16 protein-coding genes are annotated in these 15,860 nt (G+C 72.2%); 9 read left to right on the top strand and 7 right to left on the bottom strand.

Features of this window, described 5'->3' with window-relative positions:
• Positions 1 to 43: 43 nt before the first annotated feature.
• Positions 44 to 865 (top strand): hypothetical protein, encoded by an 822-nt coding sequence (locus ACFP1K_RS35450; protein ID WP_380761775.1) that lies wholly within the window; start codon positions 44 to 46, stop codon positions 863 to 865.
• An 80-nt stretch (positions 866 to 945) separates the two neighbouring features.
• On the opposite strand, the gene ACFP1K_RS35455 is transcribed toward ACFP1K_RS35450, so the two are convergent.
• Positions 946 to 1,236 carry a hypothetical protein gene (locus ACFP1K_RS35455; RefSeq protein WP_380761777.1) on the bottom strand — a complete coding sequence of 97 codons (291 nt, stop codon included), beginning with the start codon at positions 1,234 to 1,236 and terminating at the stop codon, positions 946 to 948.
• 128 nt (positions 1,237 to 1,364) lie between these two features.
• The gene (mihF, locus tag ACFP1K_RS35460) at positions 1,365 to 1,670 is read right to left on the bottom strand and encodes an integration host factor, actinobacterial type (RefSeq protein WP_380761779.1); all 306 of its coding nucleotides are present in this window, start codon (positions 1,668 to 1,670) and stop codon (positions 1,365 to 1,367) included.
• 268 nt (positions 1,671 to 1,938) lie between these two features.
• Here mihF and ACFP1K_RS35465 point away from each other — a divergent pair, with 268 nt between their 5' ends.
• The 4 genes from ACFP1K_RS35465 to ACFP1K_RS35480 all read left to right on the top strand — a co-directional run bounded on the left by ACFP1K_RS35465 (position 1,939) and on the right by ACFP1K_RS35480 (position 6,560).
• Positions 1,939 to 3,222, top strand: coding sequence for a M14 family metallopeptidase (locus ACFP1K_RS35465; RefSeq protein ID WP_380761781.1), 1,284 nt, complete (start codon positions 1,939 to 1,941; stop codon positions 3,220 to 3,222).
• A 118-nt stretch (positions 3,223 to 3,340) separates the two neighbouring features.
• Complete coding sequence (locus ACFP1K_RS35470; RefSeq protein ID WP_380761783.1) at positions 3,341 to 5,122, top strand: hypothetical protein; 1,782 nt, start codon at positions 3,341 to 3,343, stop codon at positions 5,120 to 5,122.
• The gene (locus tag ACFP1K_RS35475; protein WP_380761785.1) at positions 5,122 to 5,667 is read left to right on the top strand and encodes a hypothetical protein; all 546 of its coding nucleotides are present in this window, start codon (positions 5,122 to 5,124) and stop codon (positions 5,665 to 5,667) included. The genes ACFP1K_RS35470 and ACFP1K_RS35475 overlap by 1 nt, the downstream gene beginning before the upstream one ends.
• Positions 5,664 to 6,560 (top strand): glycosyltransferase, encoded by an 897-nt coding sequence (locus ACFP1K_RS35480; protein ID WP_380761787.1) that lies wholly within the window; start codon positions 5,664 to 5,666, stop codon positions 6,558 to 6,560. The genes ACFP1K_RS35475 and ACFP1K_RS35480 overlap by 4 nt, the downstream gene beginning before the upstream one ends.
• 18 nt (positions 6,561 to 6,578) lie before the next feature.
• On the opposite strand, the gene ACFP1K_RS35485 is transcribed toward ACFP1K_RS35480, so the two are convergent.
• The gene (locus tag ACFP1K_RS35485) at positions 6,579 to 6,809 is read right to left on the bottom strand and encodes a hypothetical protein (protein WP_380761789.1); all 231 of its coding nucleotides are present in this window, start codon (positions 6,807 to 6,809) and stop codon (positions 6,579 to 6,581) included.
• 52 nt (positions 6,810 to 6,861) lie between these two features.
• Here ACFP1K_RS35485 and ACFP1K_RS35490 point away from each other — a divergent pair, with 52 nt between their 5' ends.
• Positions 6,862 to 8,544: a DEAD/DEAH box helicase gene (locus tag ACFP1K_RS35490; protein WP_380761791.1), complete on the top strand. Its 1,683-nt coding sequence runs from the start codon at positions 6,862 to 6,864 to the stop codon at positions 8,542 to 8,544.
• 3 nt (positions 8,545 to 8,547) lie between these two features.
• On the opposite strand, the gene ACFP1K_RS35495 is transcribed toward ACFP1K_RS35490, so the two are convergent.
• The 4 genes from ACFP1K_RS35495 to ACFP1K_RS35510 all read right to left on the bottom strand — a co-directional run bounded on the left by ACFP1K_RS35495 (position 8,548) and on the right by ACFP1K_RS35510 (position 12,507).
• Positions 8,548 to 9,636, bottom strand: a complete 1,089-nt coding sequence (locus tag ACFP1K_RS35495; RefSeq protein ID WP_380761793.1) for an NAD(P)/FAD-dependent oxidoreductase — start codon at positions 9,634 to 9,636, stop codon at positions 8,548 to 8,550.
• Positions 9,633 to 10,172, bottom strand: a complete 540-nt coding sequence (locus ACFP1K_RS35500) for an isoprenylcysteine carboxyl methyltransferase family protein (RefSeq protein WP_380761795.1) — start codon at positions 10,170 to 10,172, stop codon at positions 9,633 to 9,635. The genes ACFP1K_RS35495 and ACFP1K_RS35500 overlap by 4 nt, the downstream gene beginning before the upstream one ends.
• Before the next feature lie 47 nt (positions 10,173 to 10,219).
• Positions 10,220 to 11,308: a type III polyketide synthase gene (locus ACFP1K_RS35505; RefSeq protein WP_380761797.1), complete on the bottom strand. Its 1,089-nt coding sequence runs from the start codon at positions 11,306 to 11,308 to the stop codon at positions 10,220 to 10,222.
• Positions 11,309 to 11,508: 200 nt separating this feature from the next.
• The gene (locus tag ACFP1K_RS35510; protein ID WP_380761800.1) at positions 11,509 to 12,507 is read right to left on the bottom strand and encodes a glycosyltransferase; all 999 of its coding nucleotides are present in this window, start codon (positions 12,505 to 12,507) and stop codon (positions 11,509 to 11,511) included.
• A 461-nt stretch (positions 12,508 to 12,968) separates the two neighbouring features.
• On the opposite strand from ACFP1K_RS35510, the gene moaA reads away from it, so the two are divergent.
• The 3 genes from moaA to ACFP1K_RS35525 are packed head-to-tail and all read left to right on the top strand — an operon-like array spanning position 12,969 to position 14,851.
• Complete coding sequence (gene moaA, locus ACFP1K_RS35515; RefSeq protein ID WP_380761802.1) at positions 12,969 to 13,958, top strand: GTP 3',8-cyclase MoaA; 990 nt, start codon at positions 12,969 to 12,971, stop codon at positions 13,956 to 13,958.
• Between the two features lie 12 nt (positions 13,959 to 13,970).
• Positions 13,971 to 14,597: a molybdenum cofactor guanylyltransferase gene (gene mobA, locus ACFP1K_RS35520; RefSeq protein WP_380761804.1), complete on the top strand. Its 627-nt coding sequence runs from the start codon at positions 13,971 to 13,973 to the stop codon at positions 14,595 to 14,597.
• On the top strand, positions 14,594 to 14,851 hold the full coding sequence (locus ACFP1K_RS35525; RefSeq protein ID WP_380761806.1) for a DUF6457 domain-containing protein: 258 nt from the start codon (positions 14,594 to 14,596) through the stop codon (positions 14,849 to 14,851). Before mobA ends, ACFP1K_RS35525 begins: the two co-directional genes overlap by 4 nt.
• Positions 14,852 to 15,860 lie beyond the last annotated feature (1,009 nt).

Raw genomic sequence — 15,860 nt, forward strand, 5'->3', positions numbered from 1 at the left:
ACCCTGGGATGCCTTTTCTCTACGGGGAGAGGGAAGTTCCACCATGATGAAACGCATCGCTACCACTCTGGTAGCGGCCGCCATGGGCGCCTCGGTGCTCACGGTGGCAGCTCCGGCGTTCGCCGACACGGCGCCGGAGACCCCGGTCTCCATCGAGTCCGTCTCGGTGACCCCCGACCCGGTGGTCATCCGCGGGCGAGAGAAGGTCGCGGTCACGGCCACGGTCACGACCGTGGGCGCCGAAGACGTCAAGATCGGCTTCGGGCCCACCCGCGGGTCGGACTGCAACCCCTGCCCGGGGGCCGCCAAGGCCTCCTCAGGGACGGAAGTGAAGAAGTGGGACAGGACCATCGTCCTCGACCGGCACGACCCGAGCGGTAAGTGGCTCGTGTACGTGGAGGCGGTCGGTGCCGACGGCAAGGTCGTCAAGACCGAGTCCTCCTTCTACGTCAAGCACGTCCGTCCGTACCACGGCCCGCGCGCCACGCGCATCGCCGGGTTCGACGCCTCGCCCGAACCCGTCAAGAAGGGCCGCAAGCTCAGCCTGACCGGAAAGCTGCTGGTCGCCCGCTGTTACGGCGACTGGTGGTGGGACGGTGACGCCTACGTCGTCGGCGGCAGCCGCTGCGACGACGGGCCCCGGTGGCACAACTGGCGGTACATCGGCTGGAAGGACGTCAGCATCTTCTTCCAGCGGGCGCACAAGAGCAAGTGGGAGTACGTGGACACGATCACGACCAACCCGGACGGGAGCTTCTACACGAAGATCCCGGCCTACTGGTCGGGCACCTGGAAGGTCGTGTTCAAGGGCTCGCGTGGCCTGACCGGCTCCTCGGCGACCGACTACGTGAAGGTCGTCCGCTAGTCAGGAACAGCACCGGGCACGAAAGAACGCCTGGCCCCCGGCTGACGCCGCGGGGCCAGGCGTTCTCGTTTCGTCGGGGGTCACTCCTCGCGGGCCAGCTCCAGGGCCGTGAGGTCGACCGCGCTCAGCGTGAGGATGTTGGCGATCCGCTCCAGGGGCATGCCCCGGTCCCCGAGCTGGGTGATGGTGACCGCGGCGCGCAGCAGGACCCGGCCGAGCACCACCTCGTCCACGTCCGGCATGTCCTTGCGCAGGAAGTCGGCCAGCTGCTGGCCCACCTCCCGGTCGGCGTGGACGCGGGGATCGTTGAGCTCCGGGCTGGACAGGATGGCCGCCAGATCCCCGCGCTCGTCTTCGGTCAGCTTGCCCAAAGGTCGCCTCCCTGAGCGATGTCGGTACCGCGAGACTATTCGCTCCCGACCGCCGGGGGAACGGCACCCCTACGAAGATCGGCCGGCCCCCCGCGTCCAGGACGCGGGGGGCCGGCCGGCCGGACGGGTCATGACAGGGCTTCCACCAGCTTGCGGCGCTGCTGGACGCCGAGGCCGCCGATGCGGCGCCGGTCGTCGACGCCCGCGCGCTGCATCAGCGCCGCCGCCTTGGTCGGGCCGATGCCGGACAGCGCCCGGAGGGCCTGGGAGACCTTGATCCGCTTGACCGTTTCGTCGTCCCGCCGCAGGAGGTCGGCCAGGCTGACGTCGCCGCTCTTCAGCTGGGCCAGAAGGGCTGCGCGCGCCTGCCGTACCTCGGTGGCCTTGACGAGGGCGGCCTGGCGTTGCTCGGGGGTGAGAGTGGGGAGGGCCATAGGGTTTCTCCTTGACGGATGAAGATCCTTCTCGACCGGGTGGCCGGCCATCTGCGTGTTCGCCCGTCTGTTACCCCGGTCACGGGCATTAATCATGCTTTCGGGAAGGATGTCGGCGGACGGCGCCGCTCCACCGGCCGGGCGCGCCGCCTTGACCAGCCATCTCCCGCTATGTCAAGAAATTTGGGCCTTTTCAGGCTGCCCTTCCGCCTTGAACCTCATGGGGGACACGTGACAAAACCCAAGAGCACGTGTCAAGGAGGAACAGGTGAGACATCGTCTGCTCGTCGGCCTCATGATCCTCGTGGTGACCCTCGCCACCGGGATCGGCGGGGTGGGGGCCTCCGCCGAGCCGCCCCCCAACCAGCAGTACCGTGTCCAGGGCCCCACGACGGCCCAGCAGCGCACGTCCGTCGCGGCCACCGGCGCCTCGATCGACGAGGTCGCGGACACGTCGGTGGTGGTGACGGCCTCGGAGAGCGAGATCGCCGCGATCAAGTCGCTCGGCTACGCCGTCACCCGGCTGCCCCGCCCGTTATCCCCCGTGGTGCCGAAGCCGCAGGACTTCCCCTCGGCCGACTCCGGCTACCACAACTACGCGGAGATGACCGCGACCGTGAACCAGGTCGTGGCCGCCTACCCGTCCCTCGCCCGCAAGTTCAGCTACGGCACCTCCTACGGAGGCCGCGACCTGATCGGCATCAAGATCAGTGACAACGTGGCGACGGACGAGAACGAGCCCGAGGTGCTGTTCACCGCCCACCAGCACGCCCGAGAGCACCTCACCGTCGAGATGGCGCTCTACCTGCTCAACTTGTTCACCGGCAGCTACGCCTCCAACACCAGGATCAGGAATCTAGTGAACTCCCGGGAGATCTGGATCCTGCCCGACCTCAACCCCGACGGCGGCGAGTACGACATCGCCACGGGCTCCTACCGCTCCTGGCGCAAGAACCGCCAGCCCAACTCCGGCTCCTCCGCCGTGGGCACCGACCTCAACCGCAACTGGGCCTACCGCTGGGGCTGCTGCGGCGGCTCCTCCGGCTCCGCCTCCAGCGAGACCTACCGCGGCTCCGCCGGCGAGTCCGCCCCCGAGGTCCGCCTGGCCGCCAACTGGATGCGCACCCGCGTGGTGGGCGGCGTCCAGCAGATCAAGACCCACATCGACTGGCACACCTACAGCGAACTGGTCCTCTGGCCCTACGGCTACACCTACAACGACACCGCCGCCGGCCTCACCCAGGACGACCACGACGCCCTGGAAGCCCTGGGCCGCAACATGGCGAGCACCAACGGCTACACCCCCCAGCAGTCCAGCGACCTCTACATAACCGACGGCACCATCAACGACTGGCTCTGGGGCAACTACAAGACCTTCTCCTACACCTTCGAGATGTACCCCCGCACCAGCTCCCCCGGCTTCTACCCCCCCGACGAAAGAATCCAGCCCGAAACCACCCGCAACAACGAAGCCGTCCTACGCCTCCTCGAATACTCCGACTGCCCCTACCGAATAACCGGCAAACAGGCCCAGTACTGCCCCGCCACCTGACGCACCTCCCGGTACGGCCTGCCCTGGAGCGGGCCGTACCGGGCCACCGGCTTACTCGCCATGACAAAGGCCTAGATGTCGCGTCATCCCTCCACAAGGTGAAGTATGGTGCGATCTCGTGATCTGGCGTCCGATCGTCCGCGCGGGTTCGGTGATCGTCGCCAGTGGCGCCTGCGCGGTGCTGTGGGCCGAAGGCCTGCTCATGAACCCCGCCAAGGCGGGGGTGGTCTGGCAGGTGGGGCTCGGGCTCTTCGCCGCCCTGCTCACCGCCCTGACCATCGTGTTCGCCGTGACGACGTCCACACAGACGCGGTGGCCGTCCTTCAACGATCTCGTGCGTGCCATCGGCCTGACCTCGTGGCTGCTGGTCGCCATCGCGGGCATCCTGCTGGCGGCCGTCGGCGACATCTTCGCGGGCGCGGCGCTCACCACCCTCGGCGCCGTGTACAGCGTGCTGCAACTCGCCCTCGGCATGGACACCCTGCTGCTGCTCCTGCGCTTCCGCACGGCCTCCGGCCGGGAATCGGTCCTCACCCGGCTCACCACGCGCCGGCTCCACCGGGCGGCGGCCGGTGACGGGCGGCCGGCGATCACCGGAGAGGGCCATCTCACCGACCTGCTCAGCGAGATCGAGTCGTCGATCGACCGGCAGGACGTGGCCGAGCTGGCCAACCGCGCGGCCGAGGTCGTGCAGGGGTGGCCGCACGACGTGACGGCGGGCCAGGCCCGCTGGCGGCTCGCGCTGCTCACCCACCTGCTTGAGCGCCTCGGCCGGTCGGTGCTGTTCGAGAGCCTCAACGGCGACGTGGCCCGGGCGGCGATCCCTCCCCTCCTTGAGGGGGCGCTGCGCTCTAGCTGGCAGCTGAGCGCGCTCACCTTCCCCAAGCGGGAGGACAAGAGGGACGAGGTCGCCGCCGCGGTCACCCTGGGGCAGATCTGCCGGGTGATCGGATGGCTTCAGCAGTGCGCCCACGCCCGGCTCCAGCGCAACGCCGAGGACGCCGGGGCCAGGCAGATCGTCAACGCCGTCGCCGAGGGACGGCTGAGGATCGTGCAGTACGTCGATCCCGACCCGCCGGGGTTCTTCAGGACCCCCAAGGACCCCTGGCCGTACGGCTTCAGCGACCCCGCCGCCGCACTGCTGTGGCTGACCGCGATGTGCGAGTTCGGCGCCAGTCACGTCGGCAGCGGGCTGTACATCCTGTGCGAGATCCTCACCGGGGAGAAGTTCTACGGCAACTACTGGAACGGCGACTGCATATTCAGCGAGATCGAGAAGCGCGTCGGCCGGGACCTGCAGCGTCATCCGGGATCCGCCCCGCTCCTGGCGGGGTGCGGCGACCTCGGGGCGGTGAGCCTGGAACTGGCCTCCCTGGTGATCGCGGGCCTGCGCGACCGGCGGTACGTGCCCCCGGAAGGCAGGGACGACGATCCCAACTACTCCGTGGATCCCCGCTACCTGCGGAGCCAGATCACGATGTTCGCGACCTACGACTGCCTGCGTGACGACGAGGCGGCTCTGGACTGGATGACGGAGGCGCTGACCAACGCCCGCACCCGCCCGAGCCTGACCAACTACGCCTTGGACGCGTTCGCCGGGTACTCCTCGCCGAACCAGCTTCCGATGCCACCGCTGGCCGCGCGGCCCGCCAGTGTCACGCTTGCCGCCGTCCTGCGGCTGACGGCGAACCGTCGGCGGTCGGCGCACACGCTGCTCTCCCGCCTGCCCGGCCCTCTTCTCGCCGGAGCCCTCCAGCACGCCCGGTTCGTCTTCACCGACAAGGGGGATGGAGAGCCTGTGGTGCTCAGATGGCACAAGGACGCGGAGCAGGTCCTCGGCTCGCGGCGGCGCCAGCAGGGCGAGCTGATCGACCTCCTCGACGAACTGCTGGACGTGTGATGGACGCCGAAGCCTGGCGTCAGGGCATCGACGCCGTGGGTCCCGGAGCCGAGGTCTGGGCCGTTCAGCTCGGCGGTCACTGGGTCGAGCCGGGCCCCTGGGCCGTGATCCGCGACGACCTCGACCTGGCGCTGTTTCGTGTGGCGCTGCGCCAGGAGCCCGGCTACCGCTTCCACCGCCTGCTGCTCTACGACCTGCCGAGCGACCTCGGGGAGTCCCCCTCCCGGTACGGCCGTTCCCACGACGAGCACGACCGCTGGCTGACCCGCGTACGGCGCCATCTGGCGCTCGTCGGGGCCGAGGGCAGCGCGGGGACCCGCCTCCCGCACAGGGCCGAGTACCGCGTGCGGCTGGTCATCCTGTCGCGCGCGGGGCAACCTCGTACGATCGAGGTGCAGGACGGGCTGTGGGTCGGCACCGCACCGCCCGCCGACGTCATCTCCGCCTGGAACGCCGAAGGGCTGATCCCGCTGGACCCGCACGAAGAGAACATCGTCGGCCCGCACAGCGACCGCAACCCGCTGTGGGCGGGCATTCCCACATGAGCCGCGGCGATATCGACCCGGCGCTCGGGCTCGAACTGACCCCGGAACGCACCCTCGCCGCCCGGGGCGGCCCTGTCTCCGTCGTCGTCCCCGCGCACGACGAGGAGCAGACCGTGGCCGAGGTCGTGACGGCCGCGTACGCCGGACTCCGCGTCCTCGGCGTCGAGGGCGAGGTGATCGTCAGCGCGAGCGGGTGCACGGACGACACGGCCCATGTGGCGGCGCGGGCGGGTGCCCGGGTCGTCGAATCGCCGCTGGGCAAGGGCAACGCCGTCATCGCCGGGGTCGAGGCCGCCACCGGGAAGATCATCTGCCTGGTCGACGGCGACCTCCTCTACTACGGTGATCCGCCTCTGGTGGCCCTGCTCGTCGCGCCCCTGCTGCACGGGACCGCCGACGCCACCATCGCCGATCTGTACTGGCGCCCGGTCTACCCGCAGCTGTGGCTGCACGGCTTCTTCGCCCCGCTGGCGGGGAGGCTGTTCCCCGAACTGCTGCCCAAGGCCGGTTCCACGCCCTGGTCCGGCCAGCGGGCGGCCCCGCGGGAACTGTGGCCCTCCGCGCTCCCGGACGGCTTCACCGCGGATCTCGCGCTGCTGCTCCACTGGAACGACACCGGCGCGAGGCTGCGCCCGGTGATCGCCGACGACTGGGTGAACCCCCAGCGGCCGAAGCCCGACCTCATGGCGCGGGAATTCGCGGTGCTGGTCCGGCACGCGATCGAGCGCGGACGGGCCGCCGAGGACCAGCTTCCGGCCCTCGAGCGGTGGTTTGCCGCCGCGCACGAGCTGATGGCCCGTTACCGGCCTGAGCACGACGATCCCCAGCGGTTCGAGATCGGTCTCCTCGAAGAGTCGATGCGGCATTTGAACGCGGGCCTCGGCCTGTCGTGACACGGGGTTCCTCACCTCTCAGCCGGGGTTTCGTCCGGCGACGGCGGCGTCCGGCGTGCCCGCCGCGCGGTCGGAGCGGATCGGGCTCGGGGTGGGCTGAAGTAGGCTTACCTGTTCAGTAGGCATGGTGGGCCGGTCCGTGTGGTGCGGGGGTGGTCCTCGTACGCTGAAGGTACGATCCCGGGCCGGGTTGAGAGCGCCGGTGACGGCCTCCCGGCGGACGTTGAGCATGCCGGTGCAGTGGAGCATGGGGTGGGACGAACCACCTTGTGCGCGTCCGTCTGGAACTAGGAGCCCGATCATGACCCCCGATGCCATCGAAGAAGACGTGACGAGTTTCGCCGATCTCGGGCTGCGGCCCGAACTGCTGCGGGCGCTCACCGATCTCGGGTACGAGGAGCCGACGCCCATCCAGCGGGAGGCGATACCGCTGCTGCTCGGGGGACGGGACCTGCTGGGGCAGGCGGCGACCGGGACCGGGAAGACGGCGGCGTTCGCGTTGCCGATCCTTCAGCGGATGCGTGCGGGGGGGTCCAGGGAGGAGCCGATGGCGCTGGTGCTGGTGCCCACGCGGGAGCTGGCGGTGCAGGTGTCGGAGGCCGTGCACCGGTACGGGCGCGAGCTCGGGACCCGGGTGCTGCCGATCTACGGCGGGCAGCCGATCGGGCGGCAGCTGCGCGAGCTCCAGCGGGGCGTGGACGTCGTCGTGGCCACCCCGGGGCGGGCGCTGGACCACATCGGGCGCAAGACCCTGCGGCTGGACTCCCTGGAGATCGTGGTCCTGGACGAGGCCGACGAGATGCTCGACATGGGGTTCGCCGACGACATCGAGGCCATCCTCCAGGAGACCCCGCGCGAGCGGCAGACCGTGCTGTTCTCCGCCACCCTGCCGCCCCGCATCGACGCCATCGCCCGCAGCCACCTGCGTGAGCCCGAGCGGGTGCAGATCGAGCGCGAGCCCACCGCGCCGGGGGAGGGGCCGCTGATCCGCCAAAGCGCCTACGTCGTGCCCCGGGCGCACAAGCCCGCCGCGCTCGGCCGGGTGCTGGACGTGGAGGCGCCCGAGGCGACCATCGTGTTCTGCCGCACCCGCGAGGAGGTCGACAGCCTCACCGAGACCATGAACGGCCGCGGCTACCGCGCCGAGGCCCTGCACGGCGGCATGGGCCAGGAGCAGCGCGACCGCGTGATGGCCCGGCTGCGCAACGGCACGGCGGACCTGCTGGTGGCGACCGACGTGGCGGCGCGCGGGCTGGACATCGAGCACCTGACCCACGTGGTCAACTACAACGTCCCCTCGGCGCCGGAGTCGTACGTGCACCGCGTCGGCCGGGTGGGCCGGGCCGGGCGCGAGGGCGTGGCCATCACGCTGGCCGAGCCGCGCGAGCATCGCATGCTCAAGACGATCGAGCGGGTCACCAAGAACCGCATCGCCGTCGAGAAGGTCCCCACGGTGGCCGACCTGCGGGCCAGGCGGCTGGAGCTGACCCGCGCCGCACTGGAGGAGAGCATCCTGGAGGACAACCTGGAGCACTTCCGGGTCGTGGTCGACACGCTCGCCGACGAGTTCGACGTCATGGAGATCGCGATGGCGGCCGTCAAGCTGGCCCACGAGGCCGGTGGCGGCGCCGCCGACGAGGAGGAGATCCCCGACGTCCCCGTGCGCGCCGCCGAGCGCGAGGGCCGTCCCCGCCGCGACGCCGCCCGCGACGACCGCCGCCAGCGCACCCCCGGCCGCGGCATGACCCGCATCTTCGTCGGCGCGGGCCGCAGCTCCGGCATCCGCCCGCAGGATCTGGTCGGCGCCATCGCCAACGAGTCCCGCCTGAGCGGGCGCGACATCGGCGCCATCGAGATCGCCGACCGCTTCTCCCTGGTGGAGGTCCCCGACCACGCCACCGACGACGTGATCGCGGCGCTGCGCCACAGCACCATCAAGGGCAAGAAGCCCACGGTCCGCCGCGAACGCTACGAATCCCGCTGACCGTCAGGCGAGGGTGTTGACGGCGGCGCCGAACACACGCGGCAGCGTCCGGGCGGCGGGGACGATCAGCCGGGCCGGGGCGGGGTGCCGGCGGGTCGTCAGCAGGGCCCCGGTGAGCAGGCGGTGGGCGCGGGACAGGCGGAGCCAGGCGCGTTCGTAGGTGTCGGGACGGCCGGCGCGCAGGGACTCCACCAGGGCCCGCGCGGACAGCAGCGCCAGGGAGACGCCCTCGCCGGTGAGGGCGTCCAGGTAGCCCGCCGCGTCGCCGACGAGCAGCACACGGCCGCGGACGCGGGAACGGACGCGCTGGCGCATCGGCCCGGCGCCGCGCACCGGGGTCACCGCCGGGCCGGTCAGGCGGTCGAGCAGCGCGGGGAACGCGCGCAGGTGCTCGTCGTAGCCCCGCCGTTCGCAGCCGAGCACGGCCACGCCGACCAGGCCGTCCGACACCGGCGTCACGTACGCCTCGGCGCGCGCGGCCCAGTGCACCTCGACGAAGTCCGTCCACGGGGCGACCTCGTAGTGCCGCCGCAGGCCGTACCGGCGCGGCGCCGCGCCGTCCGGCAGCCCGAGGCCCAGCGCGTCCCGCAGGGGGGAGTGCAGCCCGTCGGCGGCCACCAGCCAGCGCGCCCGGATCGTCTCGCCGCCGTCCGTGTGGTCCTCGGCCCCGGGCGGGGACTCGCCGGTGTCCTTCGCGCCGGTCCGGCGGACCTCCGCCCGGACGCCGCCGGAGTCCTGCCGGACGGCGGTCACCTTGCCCCGGACGACCGTGACGCCGAGGGCGGCGGCGCGGCCGGCCAGGGCCTCGTGCAGGCAGGTGCGGCGGACGCCGAGGCCGGGGCCCTCCCGGAAGGGGGCGTCGGCGTGGCCGCGGGCGTCGAGGTAGCGGATGCCGCGCAGGGGGTGTCCGGCGGGCCGGACGCCGAGGGCCCGCAGGGCTTCGACGCCCGAGGGCATCAGGCCCTCGCCGCACGCCTTGTCGACCGGGGTGGGCCGCGGCTCGACGACCACGGCGCGCATCCCGGCGAGGGCGGCGTTGACGGCGGTGGCCAGGCCGGCCGGGCCGCCCCCGGCCACCAGGACGTCGATCACGCGGGCGCCCGGCCGGTGCCGAGCGGGTCGCCGAGGGCCCGCTCCTCGCAGCGGATCCGCACCACCATCAGGACGGCGTTCAGCGCGGTGAAGGCCACCGCGGTGACCCACGCCGAGTGGACCAGCGGCAGCGCCGCGCCCTCCACCGCGACCGCCACGTAGTTGGGGTGCCGCAGCCACCGCAGGCGGTACGGCCCGCGCGTCACCAGCGGCAGCCCCGGCACCACGATCACCTGGGTGTTCCACTGCGGCCCGAGCGCGGTGATGCACCACCAGCGCAGCCCTTGCGCGGCCACGACCAGGGCGAGCATCGGCCAGCCGAGCGCGGGGACGAACGGCCGCCCGGCCAGGGCGACCTCCGCCAGGCACCCGGCGAGCAGCCCGGTGTGCAGCGCGACCATCCACGGATAGTGGCCCGCGCCGTACACCCGGCCGCCCCTGGCGAGGCTCCAGCGGGCGTTGCGCTTGGCGACCACGAGTTCGGCGAGGCGCTCCACGCCGACGAGCAGGACCAGCAGCACGTACCAGAGGGACATGTCTCCGAACGATACGGCCCCGGCGATCAGCGGGCCCGGGTACGCCGTCACCAGCGCAGCAGGACGAGTTCGGAGCAGAACCCCGGCCCGAGGGCCATGAGCACCCCGGGGGTGCCGGGCGGCGGGCGTAGCTCCAGGGTGTCGCGCAGGACGTGCAGCACCGAGGACGACGACAGGTTGCCGATGTCGGCCAGCGACCGCCACGTGACGTCCAGCGCGCCGGGGGGCAGCCGCAGGGTCTCCGCGACCGCGTCCAGGACCTTTGGCCCGCCCGGGTGGCACACCCACGCCGTCACGTCGGCGGTGGTCAGGCCGTGGTCGCCGAGGAAGCCGTGCACGTCGTCGGCGAGGTGGGCGCGCACCACGTCCGGCACGCTCGTGTCGAGCACCACCCGGAACCCCTTGTCGGTGACGTCCCAGCCCATGACCGCCTCGGTGCCGGGATACAGATGCCCCCGCGTGGCCACCACCGTCACACTGTTCTCCTGCCGGGCCGGCTCCGCCGGATCGCCGCGGCCGGGCAGGGGACGGTCGGGGCCGCAGGCGACGACGGCGGCGGCGCCGTCGCCGAACAGGGCGCTCGCCACGAAGTTGACCGGCGTGGCGTCGGCGCGCTGCAGGGTGAGGGAGCACAGCTCGACCGACAGCAGGACGGCCACGTGGCCGGGCCAGCCCCGCAGGTAGTCGTGCAGCCGGGCGATGCCCGCGGCGCCCGCCACGCAGCCGAGCCCGAAGACGGGCACGCGCTTGACGTCCGGCCGCAGCCCGAGGCGCCCGGCCAGCCGCGCGTCGATGGAGGGGGCCGCGATGCCGGTCACCGAGGTGAACATGATCATGTCCACGTCCTCCGCCGTCAGCCCGGCTGCCTCCAGCGCGCCGCTCACCGCCTCGGCGCCGAGTTCGATCGCCGTCTCGACGAACACGGCGTTCGCGGAGCCGAAGCCGTCGAGCTTGCCGTACTCCTCCAGCGGCAGGGCCAGGTTCCTGTGCTCGACCCGCGCCGCCGCGTGCAGGCGGCGCAGCAGCCGCCGGTCGGCGTCGGGGGGGAGGCAGATCCGTGCGAAGGCCTCGGTGATCTCGGACTGGGGATAGCGGTTGGGGGGCAGCGCACCGTGCACAGCGGCAATTCGGGTCATAGGGTTCCCGCTTCGCTGGGAGTGGGGACACCTGTGTTTTGCCCATCGGTGGTGGGGACATACCTCGCCCAACCCGAGGTGATCACGGGAATTGCGCGGGGTCGCGCAATCAATGCGGACAGTGATCCCGCGCGTTTAACGGATACCGTAATTCGCCGATTCGGTCACCGCGGACTGTTCGCGCCGAGGACCGGCGGTGGTCAGGGACGATGCCGGGCGGCGGCCAGGAGGTAGGCCTCGCGGAGGCCGTCGGCGAGCATGCGGGAGTCGTAGCGGACCGCCGTCCGGGAGGCGAGGGCGCCCCAGCGGGACCGGGCGGAGGGGTCCTCCAGGCCGCGCAGCACGGTGACGTACTCCGGGACGGTGCCCGCGTGCAGGTAGGCGTCCTTGAGCCACTCCTGGTAGCAGGGCAGGTCGGTGAGGACCAGCGGCAGTGCCGCGGTGGCGGCCTCCAGGGTGGCCAGGCCGAACGTCTCGTGCTTGGACGGCAGGAAGAACACGTCGGCCGCGGCGCAGTACGCGAAGACCTCCTCGCGCGGCACCAGGCCGGTGAAGGTGACGTTGGACGGCGCCTCGGCGCGCAGCCGGGTCAGGTCCTCGCGGGCGTCGGAGAGCATGCCGAACTGCATGCCGCCCACCCAGACGAACCGCAGGTGGGGCAGGCTCCTGGCGCACGCCACGAACTCCTCCACCCCCTTGCGCGGCTGGATCTGCCCGACGCCGAGCACCACGGGACGGTCGTCCCAGCCGTACCCCTGCCGCAGCTCGGCGCGCCGGTCCAGCAGCGGCTGGATGCGCCGCTCGTCGATCGCGTTGCTCATCGGGAGGATCGGGCCGCGCACCCCGAGCTCCTCCAGCTCCGCCGTCGTCGCCTTGCTCACCGACAGCACCAGGTCGGCCATGTCGAAGACGGCGCGCATGTACCGGCGCACCAGACCGTGCACCAGGTGGCTCCCCCGGATGCTCCCCGCGAGCGTCTCGGGGGTGACGTGCGCGCTGATCAGTTTCGGGCCGCGGTGGGCGAGCATCCGCGCCACGGCGAACGGGCCCATCGTGTGAACGTGGAGAATCACGTCGCGGCGGTAGGCGCGCATACCGGAAACACGTGTGAAATCCGGCATGTGATCGACGGCCCGTACGCTTTCCTCGAAAACGCTGTGCACGCCGTGGCCGCGTACCGTGAACGCGGACTCCGACATCACGCTCACCGGCAGCGGCGGCCGCTCCTTTTCCGTGGTCAGGGGCTCGTCGGCGCCGGTGCGGTCCTGATAGGGGGTCTGTCGCGGGACGCTTCGGGAAAACGTACGTCGTGCACGAATTCGCCGGATGCGTTCGTTAATCACGGCCACGGCCTCATGTTAGGGCAAAACACCCGGCGACGCTATATACAATATGAACGGTAGAAATAGCCGAATATCCATATTGCCGTAAAGAAACTCGGGTTCCGCGTTAACCCGCGCCGGTTAGCGCCCCTCCCGCGCGCGTCCCCGTCGCGAGGCTCCGCCGGCGGGGAATCGGCCGGGGGGCGGGCGGGTTGAGGGTGAAGGATGTCCGGTGTGGGCGGCTCGATGGTCTGGAGTGGGTGAGGGCGGATCATAGGGTGGGGGTTGGGCGGTTGTCGGGTCGGCCGGGGGCTTATGGGGGAAGAGGAGGGTTCTTGGTGCTAGTCGACTCCTTTGGGCGTGTGGCAACGGATCTGCGGGTATCGCTGACCGATCGGTGCAACCTGCGGTGCTCTTACTGCATGCCGCCGGAAGGGCTCGACTGGCTGCCGAAGCCCGAGCTGCTGACCGCCGACGAGATCTGCCGCCTGGTCACGATCGGGGTGGAGCGGCTCGGCATCGACGAGGTGCGCTACACCGGGGGTGAGCCGCTGCTGCGGCGGGAACTGACCGGCATCGTCGCGCGGACCGCCGCGCTGCGTCCCCGGCCGCGGCTGTCCATCACCTCCAACGGCATCGGGCTGGCCAGGCTCGCGGGGCCGCTGGCCGAGGCCGGGCTCGACCGGGTCAACATCTCCCTGGACACGCTCGACCGCGACACCTTCACCCGCCTGGCGCACCGGGACCGGCTGCAGGACGTGCTGGCGGGGCTGGCGGCGGCCGACGAGGCGCGGCTGCGACCGGTCAAGGTCAACACCGTGCTGATGCGCGGGGTCAACGAGCACGAGGCGGCGGGCCTGTTGCGCTTCTGCCTGGAGCGGGGCTACGAACTGCGGTTCATCGAGCAGATGCCGCTGGACGCCCAGCACGGGTGGCGGCGCGAGGAGATGGTCACCGCCGGGGAGATCCTGGACATGCTGACCCGGGAGTTCTCGCTCACGCCGGACGACCCGGGGGAGCGGGGCAGCGCGCCCGCCGAGATCTTCCTGGTGGACGGCGGCCCGGCGCGGGTCGGGGTGATCGGGTCGGTCACCCGCCCGTTCTGCGGTGCCTGCGACCGGGTCCGGCTCACCGCCGACGGCCAGGTCCGCAACTGCCTGTTCGCGACCGAGGAGTCCGACCTGCGGGGCGCGCTGCGCGGTGGCGCGTCCGACGACGAGATCGCCGAACGCTGGACGGCCGCGGTCCGCGGGAAGCGCGCCGGCCACGGCATCGACGACCCGGCCTTCCTGCAGCCGTCCCGCCCGATGTCGGCGATCGGCGGCTGAGAGGGTCCCGCGATGCCTCCCGCTCCCGACGGCGCGCCTCCGTACGACGCCGTGGTGCTGGCCGGGGGCGCGGCGCGCAGGCTCGGCGGGGCCGACAAGCCCGGCGCCAGGGTCGGCGGCCGGGCGTTGGTGGAGCGCGTGGCCGGGGCCGTGGCGGATGCCGGCCGGATCGTGGTGGTGGGTCCCGCCCGGGACGGCCTGGCCGGGGCCGTGTTCGTCCAGGAGAGCCCGCCGGGCGGCGGTCCGGTACCCGCGCTGCGGGCGGGGCTGGAGGCCGTCACGGCGCCCTGGGTGGCGCTGCTCGCCGCCGATCTGCCGTTCCTGCGGGCGGACCACGTCGGTCGCCTGCTCGCCGCCGCGGCTCCCGCGGGCGGTGCCGTTCTCGTGGATCAGGACGGGCGGGAGCAGTGGCTCGCCGGGGTGTGGCGGACCGAGACGCTGCGGGCCGCGCTGGGCGTGTACGAGGGGCGTTCGCTCCGCGGGCTGCTCGGCCCGCTCCTTCCGGTGTGTCTCGGCCTGCCGGTCGGCGAAGACGGCCGCGCGCCGTGGTTCGATTGCGACACCGCCGAAGACCTGGCCGCCGCCGAGACCAGGGCCACGCCCCGTCCGCCGGACGACACCCACGGAGGAACGCGATGAACGTGCTGGCCGAGTGGACCGCGCTGGTCTGCAAGGAACTGGGCCTTGATCCCGAGACCGTCGACCGTGACGCCGTCCTGGACCTCACCAGAGACGTGGCCCACGGCGTGGCCCGCCCCGCCGCCCCCTTGACGGCCTACCTCCTCGGCCTCGCCCAGGGCTCCGGCACCGCCCCGCCCGACGCCCTCCCCCGCCTGACCCTCCTGGCCCGCAACTGGGGCGAAGCCACCGCGGAAACCCTGGGCGACCGCTGACGCCACCCCGTTGCCCCGCCCGGTCCCCCCGGCACCCGCCGACCGCACACATCGACCGCCGGCCACGGCCGGGCGGCGTCGACGTGCGGTGAAGCTGTCCACCGCGACGCCCGCGGGTGGCGCCTACGTGCGCTGAGGGGTGTCCCGCGAATCGGGTGGCGATGGTCGACATGGCGGGAACGACGACAGGTGGATCCACCACCCCAGCCGGACGGGTTAGTCGTTCGCCTATCCCATGACGTCACTTTTCCCTGAGCCGGTGACCCACGGCGGATTCCCCGCCGCACGGCGCCGCCACCATACGGAGCCCGTCGGTGTCGTGTCGCCTGTCTGGGGTCGTGTCGCCTGTCTGGGGTCGTGTCGCCTGTCTGGGGTCGTGTCGCCTGTCTGGGGTCGTGTCGCCTGTCTGGGGTCGTGTCGCCTGTCTGGGGTCGCGTGTCGCCTGTCCGGGGCGGTGTCGCCTGTCCGGGGCGGTGTCGCCCGTCGGGGTCGTGTCGCCCGTCGGGGTCGTGTCGCCTGTCCAGGGGCGTGTCGCCCGTCCGGGGCCGTTCGCCCGTCGGGGTCGCATCACCGGCGCCGCGGCGGCGGGACGGGGTACGGCGAATACGGCGCCGCCGTACGGCGGGACACCGGCCCAACGGAACCATCGCGGTGGAGCACCAGGAGCCTGGCAGGCCGGGGGTGCGGGGGTGTCCCCCGCATGAGAACAGCCCGTGCGCCTTCCGCGCGGAGCGCGCCTTCGCGAGGACCGTTTCACCGGGCGCCCGCGCACACCGGGTTCCCGCCGTACGGCGGCGCCGGGATCGCCGTCCCACGACCTGCCGTCTCGGCGCCGGGAAGGGGAGGGCTGGTGGCGGACGGTCAGCCGGGGGTGGTCGGCGGGAGCGGTCAGCCAGACGGTCGGCCGGTTGGGGTCGGCCGGTTGGGGTCGGCCGGTTGGGGTCGGCCGGTTGGGGTCGGCCGGTTGGGGTCGGCCGGTTGGGGTCGGCCGGTTGGGGTCGGCCGGTTG

Origin of the sequence: Sphaerisporangium aureirubrum (assembly GCF_042658925.1) — a bacterium.
In the GTDB taxonomy this organism is placed as follows: domain Bacteria; phylum Actinomycetota; class Actinomycetes; order Streptosporangiales; family Streptosporangiaceae; genus Sphaerisporangium; species Sphaerisporangium aureirubrum.